This is a genomic window from Burkholderia sp. 9779_493 (assembly GCF_015712215.1).
Classification (GTDB): Bacteria; Pseudomonadota; Gammaproteobacteria; order Burkholderiales; family Burkholderiaceae; genus Burkholderia; species Burkholderia cenocepacia.
In genome coordinates this window covers 93,822-110,040 of sequence record NZ_JACCQA010000006.1, presented here as the reverse complement: position 1 = coordinate 110,040, position 16,219 = coordinate 93,822, and the positions used below count along the sequence as shown (strand labels likewise).

At 62.2% G+C, this 16,219-nt stretch carries 13 protein-coding genes; 8 read left to right on the top strand and 5 right to left on the bottom strand.

Annotated elements, in window-relative coordinates; genetic code table 11:
- Window positions 1-56 precede the first annotated feature (56 nt).
- Complete coding sequence (locus H0X95_RS07905) at window positions 57-815, bottom strand: hypothetical protein (protein WP_059720940.1); 759 nt, start codon at window positions 813-815, stop codon at window positions 57-59.
- Window positions 816-1,306: 491 nt separating this feature from the next.
- Here H0X95_RS07905 and H0X95_RS07900 point away from each other — a divergent pair, with 491 nt between their 5' ends.
- From H0X95_RS07900 to H0X95_RS07890, 3 genes are read left to right on the top strand one after another with little or no spacing between them, the layout of a single operon-like run.
- Window positions 1,307-4,153, top strand: a complete 2,847-nt coding sequence (locus tag H0X95_RS07900; protein ID WP_059720939.1) for a type VI secretion system Vgr family protein — start codon at window positions 1,307-1,309, stop codon at window positions 4,151-4,153.
- Window positions 4,154-4,156: 3 nt separating this feature from the next.
- Window positions 4,157-6,208 (top strand): phospholipase D-like domain-containing protein, encoded by a 2,052-nt coding sequence (locus H0X95_RS07895; RefSeq protein WP_058902527.1) that lies wholly within the window; start codon window positions 4,157-4,159, stop codon window positions 6,206-6,208.
- A gap of 3 nt (window positions 6,209-6,211) precedes the next feature.
- The gene (locus H0X95_RS07890) at window positions 6,212-7,519 is read left to right on the top strand and encodes an SEL1-like repeat protein (RefSeq protein ID WP_230204558.1); all 1,308 of its coding nucleotides are present in this window, start codon (window positions 6,212-6,214) and stop codon (window positions 7,517-7,519) included.
- A 507-nt stretch (window positions 7,520-8,026) separates the two neighbouring features.
- Here H0X95_RS07890 and kdgT read toward each other — a convergent pair.
- Window positions 8,027-9,046, bottom strand: coding sequence for a 2-keto-3-deoxygluconate transporter (gene kdgT / locus H0X95_RS07885; RefSeq protein WP_006494531.1), 1,020 nt, complete (start codon window positions 9,044-9,046; stop codon window positions 8,027-8,029).
- Window positions 9,047-9,326: 280 nt separating this feature from the next.
- Here kdgT and kduI point away from each other — a divergent pair, with 280 nt between their 5' ends.
- The 4 genes from kduI to H0X95_RS07865 all read left to right on the top strand — a co-directional run bounded on the left by kduI (window position 9,327) and on the right by H0X95_RS07865 (window position 12,367).
- Complete coding sequence (kduI, locus tag H0X95_RS07880; protein ID WP_048986385.1) at window positions 9,327-10,163, top strand: 5-dehydro-4-deoxy-D-glucuronate isomerase; 837 nt, start codon at window positions 9,327-9,329, stop codon at window positions 10,161-10,163.
- A 4-nt stretch (window positions 10,164-10,167) separates the two neighbouring features.
- Entirely contained in the window at window positions 10,168-10,974 is an 807-nt protein-coding gene (gene kduD, locus H0X95_RS07875) for a 2-dehydro-3-deoxy-D-gluconate 5-dehydrogenase KduD (protein ID WP_059720937.1), read from the top strand.
- 59 nt (window positions 10,975-11,033) lie between these two features.
- Window positions 11,034-11,930: a DNA-binding transcriptional regulator KdgR gene (gene kdgR, locus H0X95_RS07870; protein WP_196446016.1), complete on the top strand. Its 897-nt coding sequence runs from the start codon at window positions 11,034-11,036 to the stop codon at window positions 11,928-11,930.
- Window positions 11,931-11,995: 65 nt separating this feature from the next.
- Window positions 11,996-12,367 (top strand): hypothetical protein, encoded by a 372-nt coding sequence (locus H0X95_RS07865; protein ID WP_034203450.1) that lies wholly within the window; start codon window positions 11,996-11,998, stop codon window positions 12,365-12,367.
- An 18-nt stretch (window positions 12,368-12,385) separates the two neighbouring features.
- On the opposite strand, the gene H0X95_RS07860 is transcribed toward H0X95_RS07865, so the two are convergent.
- Entirely contained in the window at window positions 12,386-13,990 is a 1,605-nt protein-coding gene (locus tag H0X95_RS07860) for an EAL domain-containing protein (RefSeq protein WP_058903559.1), read from the bottom strand.
- A gap of 425 nt (window positions 13,991-14,415) precedes the next feature.
- Between H0X95_RS07860 and H0X95_RS07855 the strand changes: the two genes are divergently transcribed.
- A complete protein-coding gene (locus H0X95_RS07855; protein ID WP_058902530.1) occupies window positions 14,416-14,712 on the top strand; it encodes a hypothetical protein in 297 nt (98 codons plus the stop codon).
- A gap of 21 nt (window positions 14,713-14,733) precedes the next feature.
- On the opposite strand, the gene H0X95_RS07850 is transcribed toward H0X95_RS07855, so the two are convergent.
- Complete coding sequence (locus H0X95_RS07850) at window positions 14,734-15,039, bottom strand: hypothetical protein (RefSeq protein ID WP_006483216.1); 306 nt, start codon at window positions 15,037-15,039, stop codon at window positions 14,734-14,736.
- An 86-nt stretch (window positions 15,040-15,125) separates the two neighbouring features.
- On the bottom strand, window positions 15,126-16,172 hold the full coding sequence (gene qhpR, locus H0X95_RS07845; RefSeq protein ID WP_006494522.1) for an AraC-like transcriptional regulator QhpR: 1,047 nt from the start codon (window positions 16,170-16,172) through the stop codon (window positions 15,126-15,128).
- Window positions 16,173-16,219: the final 47 nt, after the last annotated feature.

The window sequence follows — 16,219 nt, the reverse complement described above, 5'->3', positions numbered from 1 at the left end:
GGAAGCGCTTTGCGCCGGCGGTGGTCGATGGCATCAGGTGGCAGGAAGCCGGAGCGTCACGACGGCCGCATCAGCACGCGCATGCCCGGCGCGATCCTCTGCGTGACTTCGCCGAACGCGGTGGTGTCGACGCGCGCGGACGCCTGCCGGTCGGCCGGCGACAACCGGTCGCGCGGCTGGACGACGATCTCGCGCATCTTGTCGGGGATGCCGTCGAATACGTCCCGGGTCGTTTTTTCCCAGTTCTTCGCCATCTTCAACCACGACTGCAGATACCGGATCGGCGTGGCGCCCTTCAGGAAGCTGGTGATTTCCGGATGATTCGGATCGTAAGACGACCGGAAGTACTGCCCGAGTTCGGTCGCGATCTTGTCGAATCGCAGCGACTCGGCCACGCAGAACACGACGAGCGATTGCGCGAGGAAGCGATCATCGGGCGTGAGCATGCGCTTGTCGCCGCCGGGTGTGCGCAGCAGGCCGCGAATCGCGCTATCGAGCGAGAAGCCGCGCACCGCGTCGCTGCCACTGGTGGCGATCGCATCGAACGGCATCCGGTCGAGATTGTGCGAGTAGTTTTCGAACGGATGACCGCCGATCAACTCGACGTACAGGTCGCGCGTACGCATGTTGAGCACGAGCGGTGTGCCGCCGGTGCTGGGAAGCAGGCTGATCGTAAACGAAGGCGGCGCCGCATTCGAACAGATCCGGTAGTACGTGTTGTCGTAGCGGATCAGGTTCGTGTGTTCGGTAACGGCGTCGCGAATGGCATCGATCTGGGTGTCCCAGGTGCGCCCGACACGCAAGATGAAATTCATGGAGATGTCTCCTGATGGCGGACCGAAGCCCGCACGGCCGGATCGGAAATCCGCGGCGGGTATGCCAGGGGCGCCCCGTCGCCTCTCTATTGCTCTTTTTAGGCTTTTGCAGCGGCTCGCGTCGGCGTAGCGTTTGTTCCGGCACCTTTTGTGAAAAGGCGGGCAACGGGCGCGAGGCAAACGATCATAGCAGGGCCGCGGGGTGGGTCGGCTCGGGCATCGCGCGGTGGGATCGGTGACGGTGGAACCGTGTCGTCGTGCAAGCCACGGGTGCTTGCAGTGGGACGTCAGGCGACGCGGAAATGCTCGGCCCACATCGTGCAGGACGAATGGCATCTGCTTGTCGCAGCATCTCGGTATTACTAAATGCATTCACGCCAATGAATAACCAATTACAGTTTTCAATTATTTGAATTCCACCCAATTGACGTCACAGAATCGTCATTCGTAGAATCGCCGGTCGAGAACAACATAATTCTGAGAGAGGCGCTATGGATGCGCACAGCATGATCGGGGCACTCACGGGAGGGCTGATTCAGCAGGAACGGCTTCTCAAGCTCGATACACCGCTTGGTAGTAACATCTTGATCCCGCATCGCGTGTTCGGGCAGTCTCGTATCGGTCGCGATTACCTGTTCATGGTCGACTGTGTGTCGACATCGAATGATGTCCAGCTCAAGGCACTGATTTCGCAGCCCATCACGCTGTGGATCCAGCAAACCGACAAGTCCTATCTTCCTCACCACGGCTATATTCATACCGCGAGAAAACTCGGTGTGGATGGCGGACTCGCGTGTTATCAGCTCAGTTTCTCGTCATGGCTGCATTTCCTGAAATTCCGACGGGACCAGCGCCACTGGCAAGACAAGACCGTCGACGCGATCATTGCCGACGTATTCGATGCGCATCCGCAGGCGCGCGGAATGTATCGCTTTGAATTGTCGCAACCGCTGCCCTCGCGTTCCTATTGCCGTCAGGACGAAACCGACTGGAATTTCGTGCATCGGCTGCTCGAATCCGAAGGTCTGTACGGCGTCTGGAAACAAGCGCAGGACGGCAAATCGCACACGCTCGTGATGACCGACCGTCTGCAGACGCTCGAGCCGCTTGCGCCGGCAACGGTCGAGTTTTCGCGGGCGGGCGTTCATGGCGAAGTGGACGCCTTGACGCAGTGGGCCGGTACCCGGACGCTGCAGTCCGTCCTGCTGTCGACGCGAACGTTCGACTACAAGAATCCGTCGACCCCTGCCAACCCGAAGGCGACGTCGGTGCCCACGATGGCGAACCAGGGCGATCTGCCGTCGCAGGCCGAGGTGTATGAATACACGGGCGGCTATACGTACCCGGAACAGGAGCGCGGCGATCATCTCGGCAAGATCCGCATGGAGGAATGGGAGTCGCGAGCCAAGCGCTACGATGGTGTCGGCGGGGTGCGCCGCATCGATGCGGGGCGGCGATTCACGCTGACGGGGCATCCCGAGCACGATCAGGACGCGGCCGATCACCGGGAATTCGCGGTGATCGAGGTCGAGTGGATCATCGTGAACAACGTGCCGCTTTCCGGGCACGAAGCCAACTATCCGCACAGCCTCTATTCGGCAGTGAAACAGGCCGATGCGGACGACCCCGACAAGCTGTTCACCGTATCGCATGACGACGGCTCGACTGGCTTCTATCGAGTTGCCATCGAAGCGCAGCGTACGTCCGTGCCATATCGCAGCCCGCTCGAACACCGGAAACCGGAAGCCAAGCTGGAATCGGCCATCGTGGCCGGCCCCAAAGGGCAGCAGGCGTATACCGACAGCCTGAACCGGATCAAGGTGCTGTTCATCTGGGATCGGCACAACGAAGGTGACGAGCGGGCGTCGTGCTGGGTACGTGTCGCGCAATCCGACACCGGCGACGGGTACGGTGGCGTTCACATGCCGCGCGCAGGCGAGGAACTGCTGATCGGCCATATCGGGAACGACATCGACCGTCCGATTGCATTGCACCGCGTCTACAACGGGGCCGCGAAGCCGCGATGGCATTCGAATGCGCTGCTGTCGGGCTACCGGTCCCAGGAGTTTTCGGGAAGCGGTTACAACCAGATGGTCATGGACGACTCCACGGGCCAGAACCGCGTGCATCTGTATAGCAGCAGCACGAATGCCGCGTTGCACCTGGGCTACCTGATCGATCAGAACGACAACGCACGGGGCGGTTATCTGGGCAAAGGCTTCGACTTGAGCTCCGAAGCCTATGGCGCGCTGCGGGCCGGGCGAGGACTGTTCGTGACGACGCACCCGGTGGCCAGCCAGCCACTCGATGCCAGCCTGGCGACGCGTCAATTGAACGGCTCCGCGAATATCCTCGATGGCTTGTCGCAGGCAAGCGAAACGTCGAAGGCGGAAAGCCTGAAGGATGGCCACGACACCTTCAAGGCCTTCGCGGATGCGACGCAGCACAGCGAATCGGGTGCGACGGGCGGTGGCGGTGTGACGGCCGGCGGAGGGACGGGCGACGCCAGTGCGTTCAAGCAGCCGGTGATCCTCATGGCTGCGCCTGCCGGCATCGGCCTGTCGACGCAGAAGTCGACGCACGTTGCGGCGGATCAGCACGTCAATATCGTCAGCGGGCAAAGCACGCACGTGGCGACCGGCAAATCGCTGGTCGCCAGCATTACGGAGAAACTGAGCCTGTTCGTGCAGAATGCCGGGATGAAGCTGTTTGCCGCGAAGGGGAAGATCGAGGTTCAGACTCATGCGGACAATGTCGAAGTGACCGCGCAGAAGTCGTTGTTGCTGGCCTCCGTGACCGAGAAGGTCCAGGCATCGGCGCAGCAGGAAATCCTGTTGACGTCGGGCGGCGCGTACATTCGGCTCAAAGGGGGCGACATCGAGATTCATGCGCCGGGAAAGATCGACATCAAGGGCGCGCAGCATGCGTTCAGCGGCCCTGCGCGGATGGATGTGACCCATCCCGCGTTCAAGGATTTGCCGACGCGTCGGCTGATGCTGAATACCATGGCCTCGCCGTCCGCGACCCGTGTCGTTCCGGTCGGCATGCCGTACAAGCTTTACGCGGACGGGGCGCTGGTCAAGCAAGGGGTGTTCGACAAGACCGGGCAGTTGCCGATCGATCATCAGGTCACCACGCAGAAGTACACGCTGGAGATGGCGAACGGGGTGAAGCACGAGATTCCGGTGCCGGGTGAGTATCGGGATGCCGAGAACGGGAAACTTGCGAATCAGGGGTTTCAGTATCACGAAGGTGCACCGGACGATGGTGCTGCACCAGATCGGGCCACGCATCGGCAAATCTATAATGAACTGCTCAGTCCTTCGTCGGAAGCATAGACTATGGCCAATATAAATAAATCCATTACCACGCCGATTGCGCAGAATCACACTTCGTCGGCGATGGCATGTTTGCCATGGTTTGTTTGTAATAGCGAATATAGTCCGTCGGCTGCAGGATTTCGGTCATTGGTCAATGGCCGCGATGCATTTGCCGCTGTTTACAAGGCGATAGCCGATGCAAAACATTCGATTGACATTATTTGTTGGGGATTCCAGCCATCGATGTATTTTCTCCGTGATGGCACGGGGAAGCGAATTGGCGAACTGCTCGAGCAAAAAGGAAAAGAAGGTGTAAAAGTAAGGCTGCTGTGCTGGCGAGATCCGTTTTATATGGCGGAACTCAGTGAAAACAATATGCCGGGCAATGATTTTATAACACCACTTAAACGCGCCCTTCCGAAATGGGTTTACGACCACGTATCGATGCTTGGGCGGGACTATCAGACGGATGAGGAGCGGGTATTTGACATCAATTGGTACCAGCGCGCCAACTTAAATAATGTCACGAATCCCGTGTCTCACTCCGTCACCGATCGAATTATCGAGGACACAGTCAATTTGCCGTTGAATGTGGTAGCTGCCTTGTCGAAGCCCTTTACTTCGGGCTCCAACCCGGTGCTGCACAAGATTGCGGGATTCCCCAACATCGAGTTGGCTACGCGAGGATTCGACCTGTCGGTACGCTCCGAAATCGTGGGAAGAATATCCGGTTACGGGACAATGGATGGGTGGAGTGGCGGCACAAAGGCAACGACCTCGGCTGCAATGGGAGGGGAGCCGTCGCACCACCAGAAAATGGTGCTGGTGGACTACGATGATTCGGATCTGGCTACTGGTTTCGTCATGGGACACAACATGCTCGATCAGTATTGGGACACTGACAAGCACAGCTATCAGGCGATGGCGCCCAGCAAGGGACGCAACGGCCCTTATCCGTGGCAGGACATCTCTAGTCGAGTGACCGGTCCGATACTGCAGTATCTAAACAAGAATTTCTGTGAAGCATGGGATGACGCAACTGGCCAAAAATTGGCGAAGTCGCGAGAACATTTGGCCGGGATACACAAAATTAGAAACGATGCGCCCGATGATGTTTCCGTGATGGCACAGATTGTTCGCACGCAATCGGAGAAAAATAAGCGGGAAATTCAAGTGATGTACTTGAATGCAGTCAATAACGCTACTCAGTGCATTTTCATCCAAAATCAATATTTTCGATGGAATGACCTTGCACTGAAGATAAAAGATGTCGCAAAGGCGCATGCAAAGGCAGGCCGTGATTTCGGCAGGGATGGTTCGATTTATTTGTTCGTCATCACCAACTCCAGCGACGACGCGGTTGGAAATGGAACGGTAAGAACGTATCAAATGCTAGAGTCGCTCGGATGTGGAAATTCGATGCCTGGAGTGGCTCAACTCCAGCGCAGCGATGACTACGCTGCACAGAAAAAGGACCTGGAAGCTCAGCTTGCCGCTCAACAATCGATACAGCAAAAATTTGCAGCACAGGGCGTTGATATCAATGCAGCTTCGCTACAGGGTGCCATGAATTTCTATCAGGATAATATGGCGAAGCAACAAGAACTGCAGCAAGCATTGAACGAGTTGAAGAGGAAAAAGCAGCTCAATGCACACATCGACCCGGATGCTCCGCCGTTGGACATCGAGGGTCTAAAGGTACAAGTTTGTACGCTCGTTGCTCCGGATTCACCCGGAGGAAACTGGTTACCTGTCTATGTTCATGCGAAACTGATGACGATTGACGACGCGTTCATGACGATTGGTTCCGCGAATGTGAACCTCCGGAGCATGAATGTCGATAGTGAGCTCAATATTTGCCACGAAAACTCGGCCGTGACAAAGTCGTTGAGGCAAAGGCTGTGGAGCATGCATGCCGGGGACAAAGGCGCACAGGAAGACTTTTTCAAATCTTTTATGGCGTGGCATGACATCGTCGAGCAGAACAAGGTGAACAAAACAAAGAACCTTCCACCGGAAAAGTCACTCGTAAGATTTGTGAGAACGTCGGCCAAACGTACATACGCAGACTAATTGATGAACAGACATATCCTGATCGTTTTTCTATCCGTAAGCTTGTGCGCATGTACCGAAAAGGAGTCGAAAGTGTCTCAATTGCCTGATCTGAGTGCCGTTCGCGCAAATCTGGCGTTTGTCTGCGCTCACGAATCGGATCATTTGCCATCATTGGATCCCAATGCAGATATTCTTTTCAAATATGCCAGATATTTGCAAAAAAATAGTGGGCCTAAGGACTACGATGATATTCTTCGATATTATCGTATTGCAGCGGCCTATGATCACTATAAGGCCAATACGAACGCGCAATTGTTGATTTCGCAGGGACTTGCTAGTTCTCCCGACGCAGAAAAAGAGTCGGTCGATCTTGCCTCGCGGCTTGTCGATAAAGGGATACCCTCGGGATACTATGACATTGGTCATTATCTGGAGGGGGGATATGGATTGAAGAAAAATCCGGAAATGTCGTTGCGTTATTTTCGGAAAGCTGCCGATCTGGGGAGTCCGGAGGCGCAATACTATGTGGCGGACCTCCTGGCGCCGATGGATAAGGCTCCTGAGGTGGCAAAGCAAATGCGCGAATGCGCAACAGCCCAAGGGTTCGGTAAAGCTGCAAGTGCTTTGGGAATTGATCTGAAAACAGATAAGCACTATGCGGAGGCGGTAAAGGCGTTCCAGAAAGGGGTTGAATCGGGGGATGTTCAGTCAGCATCGTTCCTGGAGAACGGGTTTGAAGCACCTCCCGAGAGTGATCGCCTGTATTACCTTGCTCTCTCTAAAGATCCGGAGCGCACTCGACGCTATGATCTGATTGCGAGATTTCTCGACCACAACGACGGCCGCAATCCCAAGGTCCCGGATATCGACAAGATTGTTCCGCTGCCGCCGGCAAAACTGCCGCCGTGGGACGGCACGTTCCAATGGCAAAAGGAACAAGACGCAGCGACGCCACCGCAGAAGCCTTCAGACGAGTTCATCAACGAGATGGCGAAAGCCAAACATCTCGATCCCGCGACAGGATTACCGCTCCCAGGATCCGCGGACAAGACTTCGCAGGCCGAGCAACCGGAAAACGTCGCATCCCGCCTGCCGTTGGGTACGGTCGCTCACACGGGCCAGACCTGCCCGGAAGACGGCGTATGGTGCGCGAAACTCGGTGCGGGTCAGTTTGGCGATACGCAGCGCCGATTCCTCAAGGGCGACGCGCTGCCGTCTGTCGTCGTGCATGAACCGAGAAAGCTGGCGGTGCTCGACAGCATGATGGGGACGCGCCAGCACGTTGAACAAGTTGCGTGGGAACTCGTTGCGTACCTTGATCAGGCTTGACCGGTTCATGCGTCAAGGCTGCGTGGCCAATCCGCTCGTTCGATTGCGGCCACGCGCAGCAGGCTCGATTGATCGTGCGTAGAACGTCTATCGCCTTGCTTGTTTCGTGCCTGCTGGCCGCGTGCTCGAAGAGCGAGAATGCTACGCGCGCGCGGACTGCCAACCCTGCCCGCAAGACGACGCAGGTTGCGCGACCCCCAAACCGACCAGATTGACGATACGCAGCACCCCTTTCACCAAGACAACGCATTGCCGTCCGTCGACCACCCGCCCGGCCAACCCGGCATCGCGTACCTGACGACTGATTGATCCCGGAGTCCACATCGGCATGCGCGTGTTGCCGATCACGATGGCGATCGTGACCCTCGGCGGCGCCCGTGTGGTTTACCGGGTGTGGTGCCGCGTGTTCTACGCTCCCGTGAGCCGCGACACGGCGGAAACGTCCCACGGAATGCCGTCGTCGTAGAAGCCGAAGGCGGCGAATCACCGGGCGATCGCTGTCCCTCCTCAGACATGCCCCTCATGCTCGATCGCCCCGCCATTCCCGACCCGCGCGGCGACCCTCACCGGCACCCCTGACACCCTCGCCGCCCGCTTCGCCCACATCGCCGTCAGAATCGGCACGAGGATCGCCGTCACGAGGCACGCGGTCGCGACGATCGCCGTCGCCGCCGGCACCATCGGTTTGAACTTCGGAATCATCTCGCCGATGATCGCCGGGTTCGCGACCGCGGCGCCGGCCGTCGACGACGCGGCAAGTCCGGCCGTCCCGTTGCCGCCGCCCACGAACTTGTCCGCCAGAATCAACGGCACGCCCGTCACGACGATCACCGCGAGCCCGAGTGCGATACCCGGCAGCCCGCTCTTCGCGATCACGTTCAGATCGATGCCGTTGCCGAGCGCGAAGCCGAAGAACGGAATCAGCGGATGCACGCAGCGCCCGAACAACTCGCGCAGGTCTTCATCGAGGTTGCCGAGCGTGAAGCCGATCAGGAACGGCAGCACCGCGCCGACGAAGAGCCGCGTCTCGAACACCGCGACGCCCGCCGCGCCGAGAATCAGCATGCTGACGAGCGGCCCCGATTCGATCGACATCAGCACGAACGCGCCGGCTTCTTCCTTGCTGCCGTACTGCTGCATCACGGCCGCATAGAGGCCGCCGTTGGTCATGTCCATCGACGTCGTGATCGCGAGCAGCGACAGGCCCGCGAACAGGCCCGTGCGGATGCCGTCGTCGGGGATGAACTGCGCGGCGATCAGCGTCGCGAGCCACGCGACCACGATCTTGGTCGCGAGCAGCGTGCCCGATTTGCGCAACACGACGCCCGTCGCGCGCAGGTTGATCGTCGCGCCCATGCAGAAGAACCAGACGGCGAGGATCGGCACCGTGCCGGCGATCAGGCCGTTGGTGAACGAGCCGAAGTACTTTCCGGCGTTCGGGGCGAACGTATGCACACACGCGCCCAGCAGCATCGGGACCAGCATGAGCCCGCCCGGAATGCGGTCGATGGCCTGTTTCAGCTTCACGTCTCCTCCGTGGACGTCGATGCGTCCCGTTGTCGAATGATGTCTGCTGACTGACTATAGGACAGATTTGGAACGGTGGTCCGTTTTTGTGAATTTCATCGGTAGTCGTATACCCGTAAGACGCGATGGCTGTGGCAGGAAAGGAATTGATCGACCGACGAAGCTGGATCGAAAATCCGGATCGGCGTTCCGAATTTGACAAATGTGTGCTTCAATCTTCATCAGGGCGAGCGGCGGCGACGGTGCCGGCGCCCTGCCCATTCCCCAACGGAGAACCGGCATGGACGTGCGACAGGGCATACACAGCGAACACGCGAAGGCGCTCGACACGGCCGGCCTGCGCCGGCATTTCCTGGTGGAGAACGTGTTCGCGCCGGACGCGCTGTCGCTCACCTACAGCCATATCGACCGCATCATCGTCGGCGGCGCGTGGCCGGCCACGCGGCCGGTCGAGGTGCCGGCGTCGCTCGGCGCCGCGATGGGCGTGAGCCATCTGCTGGCGCGGCGCGAACTCGGGGCGATCAACATCGGCGGGCCGGGCTGGGTCGAGGTCGACGGGCAGCGTCATGCGGTGGGCACCGAAGAGGCGATCTATATCGGGCAAGGCGGGCAGGGTGTCGTGTTCGGCAGCGACGATCACGCGCGGCCGGCGAAGTTCTACCTGAACTGCGCGCCCGCGCACACGGCCTATCCGACCCGCACGATCACGCTCGCGCAGGCATCGCCCGAAACGCTCGGCGACGCGGCCACGAGCAACCGTCGCACGATCTACAAGTTCATCGTGCCCGACGTATTGCCGACCTGCCAGTTGTCGATGGGGATGACGAAACTCGATCCCGGCAACCTGTGGAACACGATGCCGTGTCACACGCACGAGCGGCGGATGGAGGTGTATTTCTACTTCAATCTCGCCGCCGACGCGGCCGTGTTCCATCTGCTCGGCGAACCGAGGGAGACGCGTCACGTGGTGGTGCACAACGAGCAGGCCGTGATTTCGCCGAGCTGGTCGATTCATTCCGGCGTCGGCACGCAGGCATACACGTTCATCTGGGGGATGGCCGGCGAGAACCAGGTGTTCAAGGACATGGATCACATCGCCGTCGCCGACCTGCGCTGACATCATGAAACGCGAAACGCCCGATCTTCCCGCCGCCGGCGCGCATGCCGCGCTCGCCCGCCTGTTCGACCTCACCGGCAAGGTCGCGATCGTCACCGGCTGCAACACGGGGCTCGGCGCGGCGATGGCCGTCGCGCTCGCGTCGGCCGGGTGCGACATCGTCGGTGCGAATCGTTCGTCATCCGATGCAACGTCGGCGCGCGTCGCGGCCGCCGGGCGGCGCTTCGTCGACGTGCGCGCGGATCTGTCGACGCTCGAGCCGGTCGAGCGGATCGTCGAGGGTGCGGTCGATGCGTTCGGTCACGTCGACATCCTCGTCAACAACGCGGGCATGATCCGCCGCTGCGATGCGCTCGCGTTCACCGAAGCCGACTGGGACGCCGTGATCGACGTGAACCTGAAGAGCGTGTTCTTCCTGTCGCAGGCCGTCGCGCGGCAGATGGTGCGGCAGGGGCGCGGCGGCAAGATCGTGAACGTCGCGTCGATGCTGTCGTTCCAGGGCGGCATTCGCGTGCCGTCGTACACGGCGTCGAAGAGCGGCGTGCTCGGCCTCACGCGGCTGCTCGCGAACGAATGGGCCGTGCGCGGCATCAACGTGAACGCGATCGCGCCCGGCTACATGGAGACCGACAACACCGCGCAGTTGCGCGAGGACAGCCGGCGCAGCGACGAAATCCTCGGCCGCATCCCGGCCGGCCGCTGGGGCATGCCGGACGATCTCGCGGGCGCGGCGGTGTTTCTCGCGTCGCGCGCGTCGGACTACGTGCACGGCCATACGCTGGCCGTCGACGGCGGTTGGCTCGCGCGCTGACCGGCTCGCGCGATGAACGCGTTATGCTCTCCCGATTCGCATCTCACGGATTCACGGACATGACAGCAACGCCCAGGCAGCGCAAGTGCGATCAGGCGAACCAGGAAACCGGTGGCGGCCAACCGGGGGCCGACCCGTCGGCGGCAGGGAGCGTCGAGAAGCCCGATTCGGTCGCCGCGGTCGGCAAGGTCTTCACGATCCTCGCCGCGCTCGGCGAGCGCCGCGAGATCGGCATCAGCGAACTGTCGCACCAGCTCGGCATGTCGAAGACGACGGTGCATCGCTTCCTGCAGACGCTCAAGACGCTCGGCTACGTCGCGCAGGAAGGCGAGACCGACCGCTACCGGCTGACGATCCGGCTGTTCGAGCTCGGCAGCAAGGCGCTGGAAAGCGTGGACCTCGTGCGCGAGGCCGATCTCGAGATGCGCCGCATCGGGCAACTGACGCGCGAAGCCGTGCATCTCGGCGCGTTCGACGAGGACGCGATCATCTACATCCACAAGATCGACGCCGATTACGGGCTGCGCATGCAGTCGCGGATCGGCCGGCGCAATCCGCTGTACAGCACCGCGATCGGCAAGGTGCTGCTCGCATGGATGGCGCCCGGCGACGCGCGTGCGGTGCTGGCCGGCATCGAGTTCAGGAAGTCGACCGCGAAGACGCTGGCGTCGGCGGACGCGGTGATGAGCATCCTGCCGCACGTGCGGCAGCAGGGCTACGGCGAGGACAACGAGGAGCAGGAAGACGGCCTGCTGTGTCTCGCGGTGCCGGTGTTCGACCGTTTCGGTCGCGTGATCGCGGGGTTGTCGTTGTCGTTCCCGACGATGCGGTGCGGCGCGGACACGAAGGCGCATTACGTCGCGTTGCTGAAGGAGGCCGGGCAGGCGATTTCCGCCCGGCTCGGGCATCATCCGGAAGCGGTAGGCGTCGAAGCGACGACCATCGCGCAGGATTGAGCGTGTGCCGGGCGCGAACCGGCACGCCGAAACAACCATACGGCATACAGAACTTGATCATGCAGATGAAAATGACGATGCGCATGGGCATCGCGATGCTGGTGCTCGGCGCGAGCCTGGCTGCGAGCGGCGCGCACGCGACGCGCGCGGTCGATTGCGGGCAGCTCGATGCGGCCACGAGCGGCCCGGACGACAACTTCCGGCCGCCGGCGTCGGGTACGGTGATCGGCACGGGGCGCGCGTATTTCTACTCGGCGCCCGACGCGCACTGCATGACGAAGCAGACCTTCATCGTTCCCGGCGATTCGGTGACCGTCTACAAGTCGCACGGGCGCTGGTACAACATCATGTACGTGAACGGCAAGACCGGCGACGACTTCGAAGGATGGGTCGAGCAGGGCCGCGTGCGCCTCGACGGTCGATACGGCGCGCAGTAGTCGCCGTCGGCGGCGCCGCTACACCGGCGCCCATGCGAAATCGCGCTTCAGGTTCTCCGCGCGCAGCGGCCGCTGGTAGAGATATCCCTGCGCATACTGGATCCCGACCGCATGCAGCGCGCGATGCTGCGCTTCCGTCTCCACGCCTTCCGCGATGATCTTCAGGCCGTAGTGATGCGCGACGGCCGCGATCCCCTCGATCAGCCTCGCGCTGCCGCCGTCCAGTTGCGAGATGAACTGCCGATCGATCTTCACGTAGTCGAACGGAAAGCGCGACAGCATGTCGAGATTGCTGTGATGCGTGCCGAAATCGTCGATCGCGAACTTCGCGCCTTTCGAGCGCAGCGTCTGGAAAATCTCGGTGGTTCGCGCGTTCTTCTCCAGCAGGATGCGTTCGGTGACTTCGAGCACCAGCGTGAAGCCGGGCGGCAGCGCGCGGATCGCCTCCTCGACGACGGCCACGAACCGCCCGCGCTCGAGATCCTGCGGCGCAACGTTCACGGCGATGCGCAGCGGCGCGGACGGTGTCAGCGCGGTCAGTTCGGACACGGCCGTGCGCAGCACGAATTCGGTGACCTTCGGCAGCACGGTGCTGGATTCCACCTGCGGGATGAAGGCGGCCGGGCTGATGGCCCCCCACTTCGGATGGTGCCAGCGCAGCAACGCTTCGACGCCGACCGTCCTGCGCGTCTGCACGTCGACGATCGGCTGGTACACGACATGGAATTCGTTGCGCCTGAGCGCGTGGCGCACCGCTTTCAGCAACAGCCGCCGCGGGGCCATCGTGAGCAGGTAAGCGGCCATCACGAGGCTGTCGGCCAGCAGCACGATCGTCGCGCAGATCAGCCGGTAGTGGCGCTGCACCTGTGCCGCGTAGCGCGCCGAGGCGATGACCGACACCGTGAACGGCCAGCGCTGCGACGCCATCGTGCTGCCGCCGGCGGGGCCGGCCGCCGTTTCCGGCGCGAACTTGCCGTGCTGATCGAGACGGCCCGAACCCGCGATCGACAGCGTGGCCGTTTCCGCGCCATCGCCGGTGCCGTGGTTCAGCGCGTCGGCGACGTAGTCGCCTTCGATCAGGTACAGGACGCCCGCGCCGCGCGCGGTCGCGCGGAACGCGGACAGTACCGGAATGCCATGCTGGAACGGCGTCTGGCGCAGCAGCGTGACGATCATCGATCCCGGTTCGGGTTCGCGCGCATATGCGGCGAGCGGCAGGTCGATCGAGCCGAGCGCCGACGAACACATCACGCGCCCGTCGTTTGCCAGCGCGACCGCCCGCAGATAGCGCAGGCGAGTGCCCACTTCGGCGAGTGTCCGGAACACCGTCGCGCACGGCCGCCCGACCAGTGCGGTCAGCTCGTCCGCGTGTCGAAGGCGCACGCCGTCCAGAATGCGGTCCACGGAAGCCACGATGTCGTTTGCCACGACGCGTTCATGCGCGGTGACGGCATCGCGCGCGTAGCGGTCGGCCAGCACGATCGCGAACGCGGGCACGAGCACGCAAATGATCACGGCGGCGAAAAACACGACGCGCGGCCACGCGCCGCGGCGATGGAAAAGGGGCTTCGAGCCGGGCGCGAGCGCCCACAGTCCCGCGGTTGCCTTTGGTGTTGTACGCATGGCGTGGCAAGTCGAACCGGTCGATGCGCCAACGGCGCGCATCCCGCATGCCCGATTCGGGCCATGCGGCTCGCGCGCCGGTTTCGGGACGCCGGTCGATTCGGCCGGCGCGACGGCATCGGCTCGGCCTGTCGCGATCGACCCTTCATCTGGCAGCATTCCTCAATAACATGCGTGCATTGAGCATGTATATCGACGCAGCGTACCGAAAAAAGCCCCGGCCGCACAGTGTGTGCAGCCGGGACAAAAAACACCGTCTCTTGGCACGAGGATGGTGCGCGGCAAGTATAAGACGCGGCGCGATATTACGAAATATTGTTGTTTAAATATTGATGTGGTTTTGTGATTGTGTCTCAAAAAGAAACATTTCCATGTGGCGCGGCCGGCGGCAGACTTCTGCCAGGGCCTCAAACCGGAGCGTGACGATGGAAGAAAATGCCGGACCCACGGTCATCGTGACCGATGGCGCCGCCGTGGCGGACGGCGGTTCGCTGTGGATCAGGATTGCAGTGGATGGACAGGCGCGCGACTACTCGCTCGATCGCGCACTCGCGTCGCGCGGCACGCCGCGCTACGACAGCATCCGCGGCACGCACGGCGTGCTGTCGAACGAAGAACGACGGGCATTGCGGGTGCTGCTGGAGCGTATTGCCGATCCTGCCATGTGGGCCGGCATCGTCGGCACGTTCATCGAGGTGCTGAAGCGCGCCGACGGGCCATGAACGATGGAGTGCGGCTGCGCTTCAGAAGTCGTTGCGCATCTTGTGGAGCAGGCCGCTTGGCGACTGATGCGTGTCCACCGCGGTGAGCACGTCGGTCAGGAACCACGGCAGGTTCAGTTGCGTGTCGGCGTCGCCGACGCATACGCGGATCGGCGGTGCGCCGGACGGCGAACGGGCGCCTGGCGCGGCATCCCGCGACGGCACGCAATTTTTCGCGTGGGCCTGAGCCGGAACCGGCGCGACAGCGCCGGAGGATGCACCGGCGATGGCCGGCGCGTTGAAGGCGGCAAACAGGGTCAGGGCGGCGGCAAGGGCGACGCGTTTCATGAGGGTTCTCCGGCGATGCGGGTTCGACCACGCGAGCCGATGCGAGTTCGTCCGCGCGCGATGCGTGCACCCGCCCCAACAGCCGCTCAGCCGCGCGCGACGCTGGCTGCCCGCGCCGGCTGACGGCTGCGCCACTGCTGCGGCGATTCCCCGGTCCAGCGCCGAAAGGCGCGTGTAAACGCGCTGTGTTCGGAATAGCCGAGCAACCAGGCCACTTCGGCGAGCGTGAGCCGCGGATCGTTCAGATGATCGATCGCGAGCCGCCGCCGCGTATCCTCGCGCAGGCGCCGGAAGTTCAGCCCGAGCCCGGCCAGCCGGCGATGCAGCGTGCGGGACGACACATGCAGATCCGACGCGATCTGCTCGATGCTCACTTCACCCTGCGTCAGCAAACGCGCGACGGCCTCGCGCACCGACTGTTCGAGATCGTCCGTCTGCCGCAGTTCCGCGAGCAGCGCGCTCGCCTGGCGCTCCATCATCTGCCGCAGCGCGTCGTCGGGCCGCTGCAGCGGCTGCGTGAGCAAGCGCAACGGGAACGCGAGCCGGTTCACCGGCTGGCCGAACCGAACCGGGCAGCCGAAGTAGTCGCGGTACGGCTGTTCGTCGCCGGGCGACGGATGCACGAAGCAGACTTCGTCGGGCCCGGTGCGCGTGCCGGTGATATTGCGCGCAAATTGCACGATGGCGGTCAGCGCGACTTCGTCGACGAGCGGGCCGAGTGGTTCCGGTGCATCGTGCCATTCGATCGCCACTGACGTTGCCTCGACGCGCACTTCCATGCGCGCGACGTTCGCGATCAGGTGTTCGTATTGCTGCCAGCGCGCGAGCGCCGCGCCGGCGTCGCGGCACGCATGCAGCGCATAGCCGAGCGCGCCGAGATGCGCGGGCGTGATCCGCTGGCCGACGTGCAGGCCGAGCAGCGGATCGTCGAGCGCATCGGCCGCGCGTTCGAGCAGACGCCGCCAATGCGCGCTCGCGTACAGCGTCAGCCCGCGGTCGTCCTCGGGTGGCCGTGCCTCGCCGAGCACGCGCGCCGCATCCTTGCCCTGCCCGGACAGATAGTCGAACAGCAGCCGCACGTACGTGCTCGAGTAGTAGATGCGCTGGGTCGCGAGCGGGGAGGCGGCGGGCATGGCGGAAAGTGTCAAGTAATCGTCGGCAAGTGTCAACGCGGGCCGAC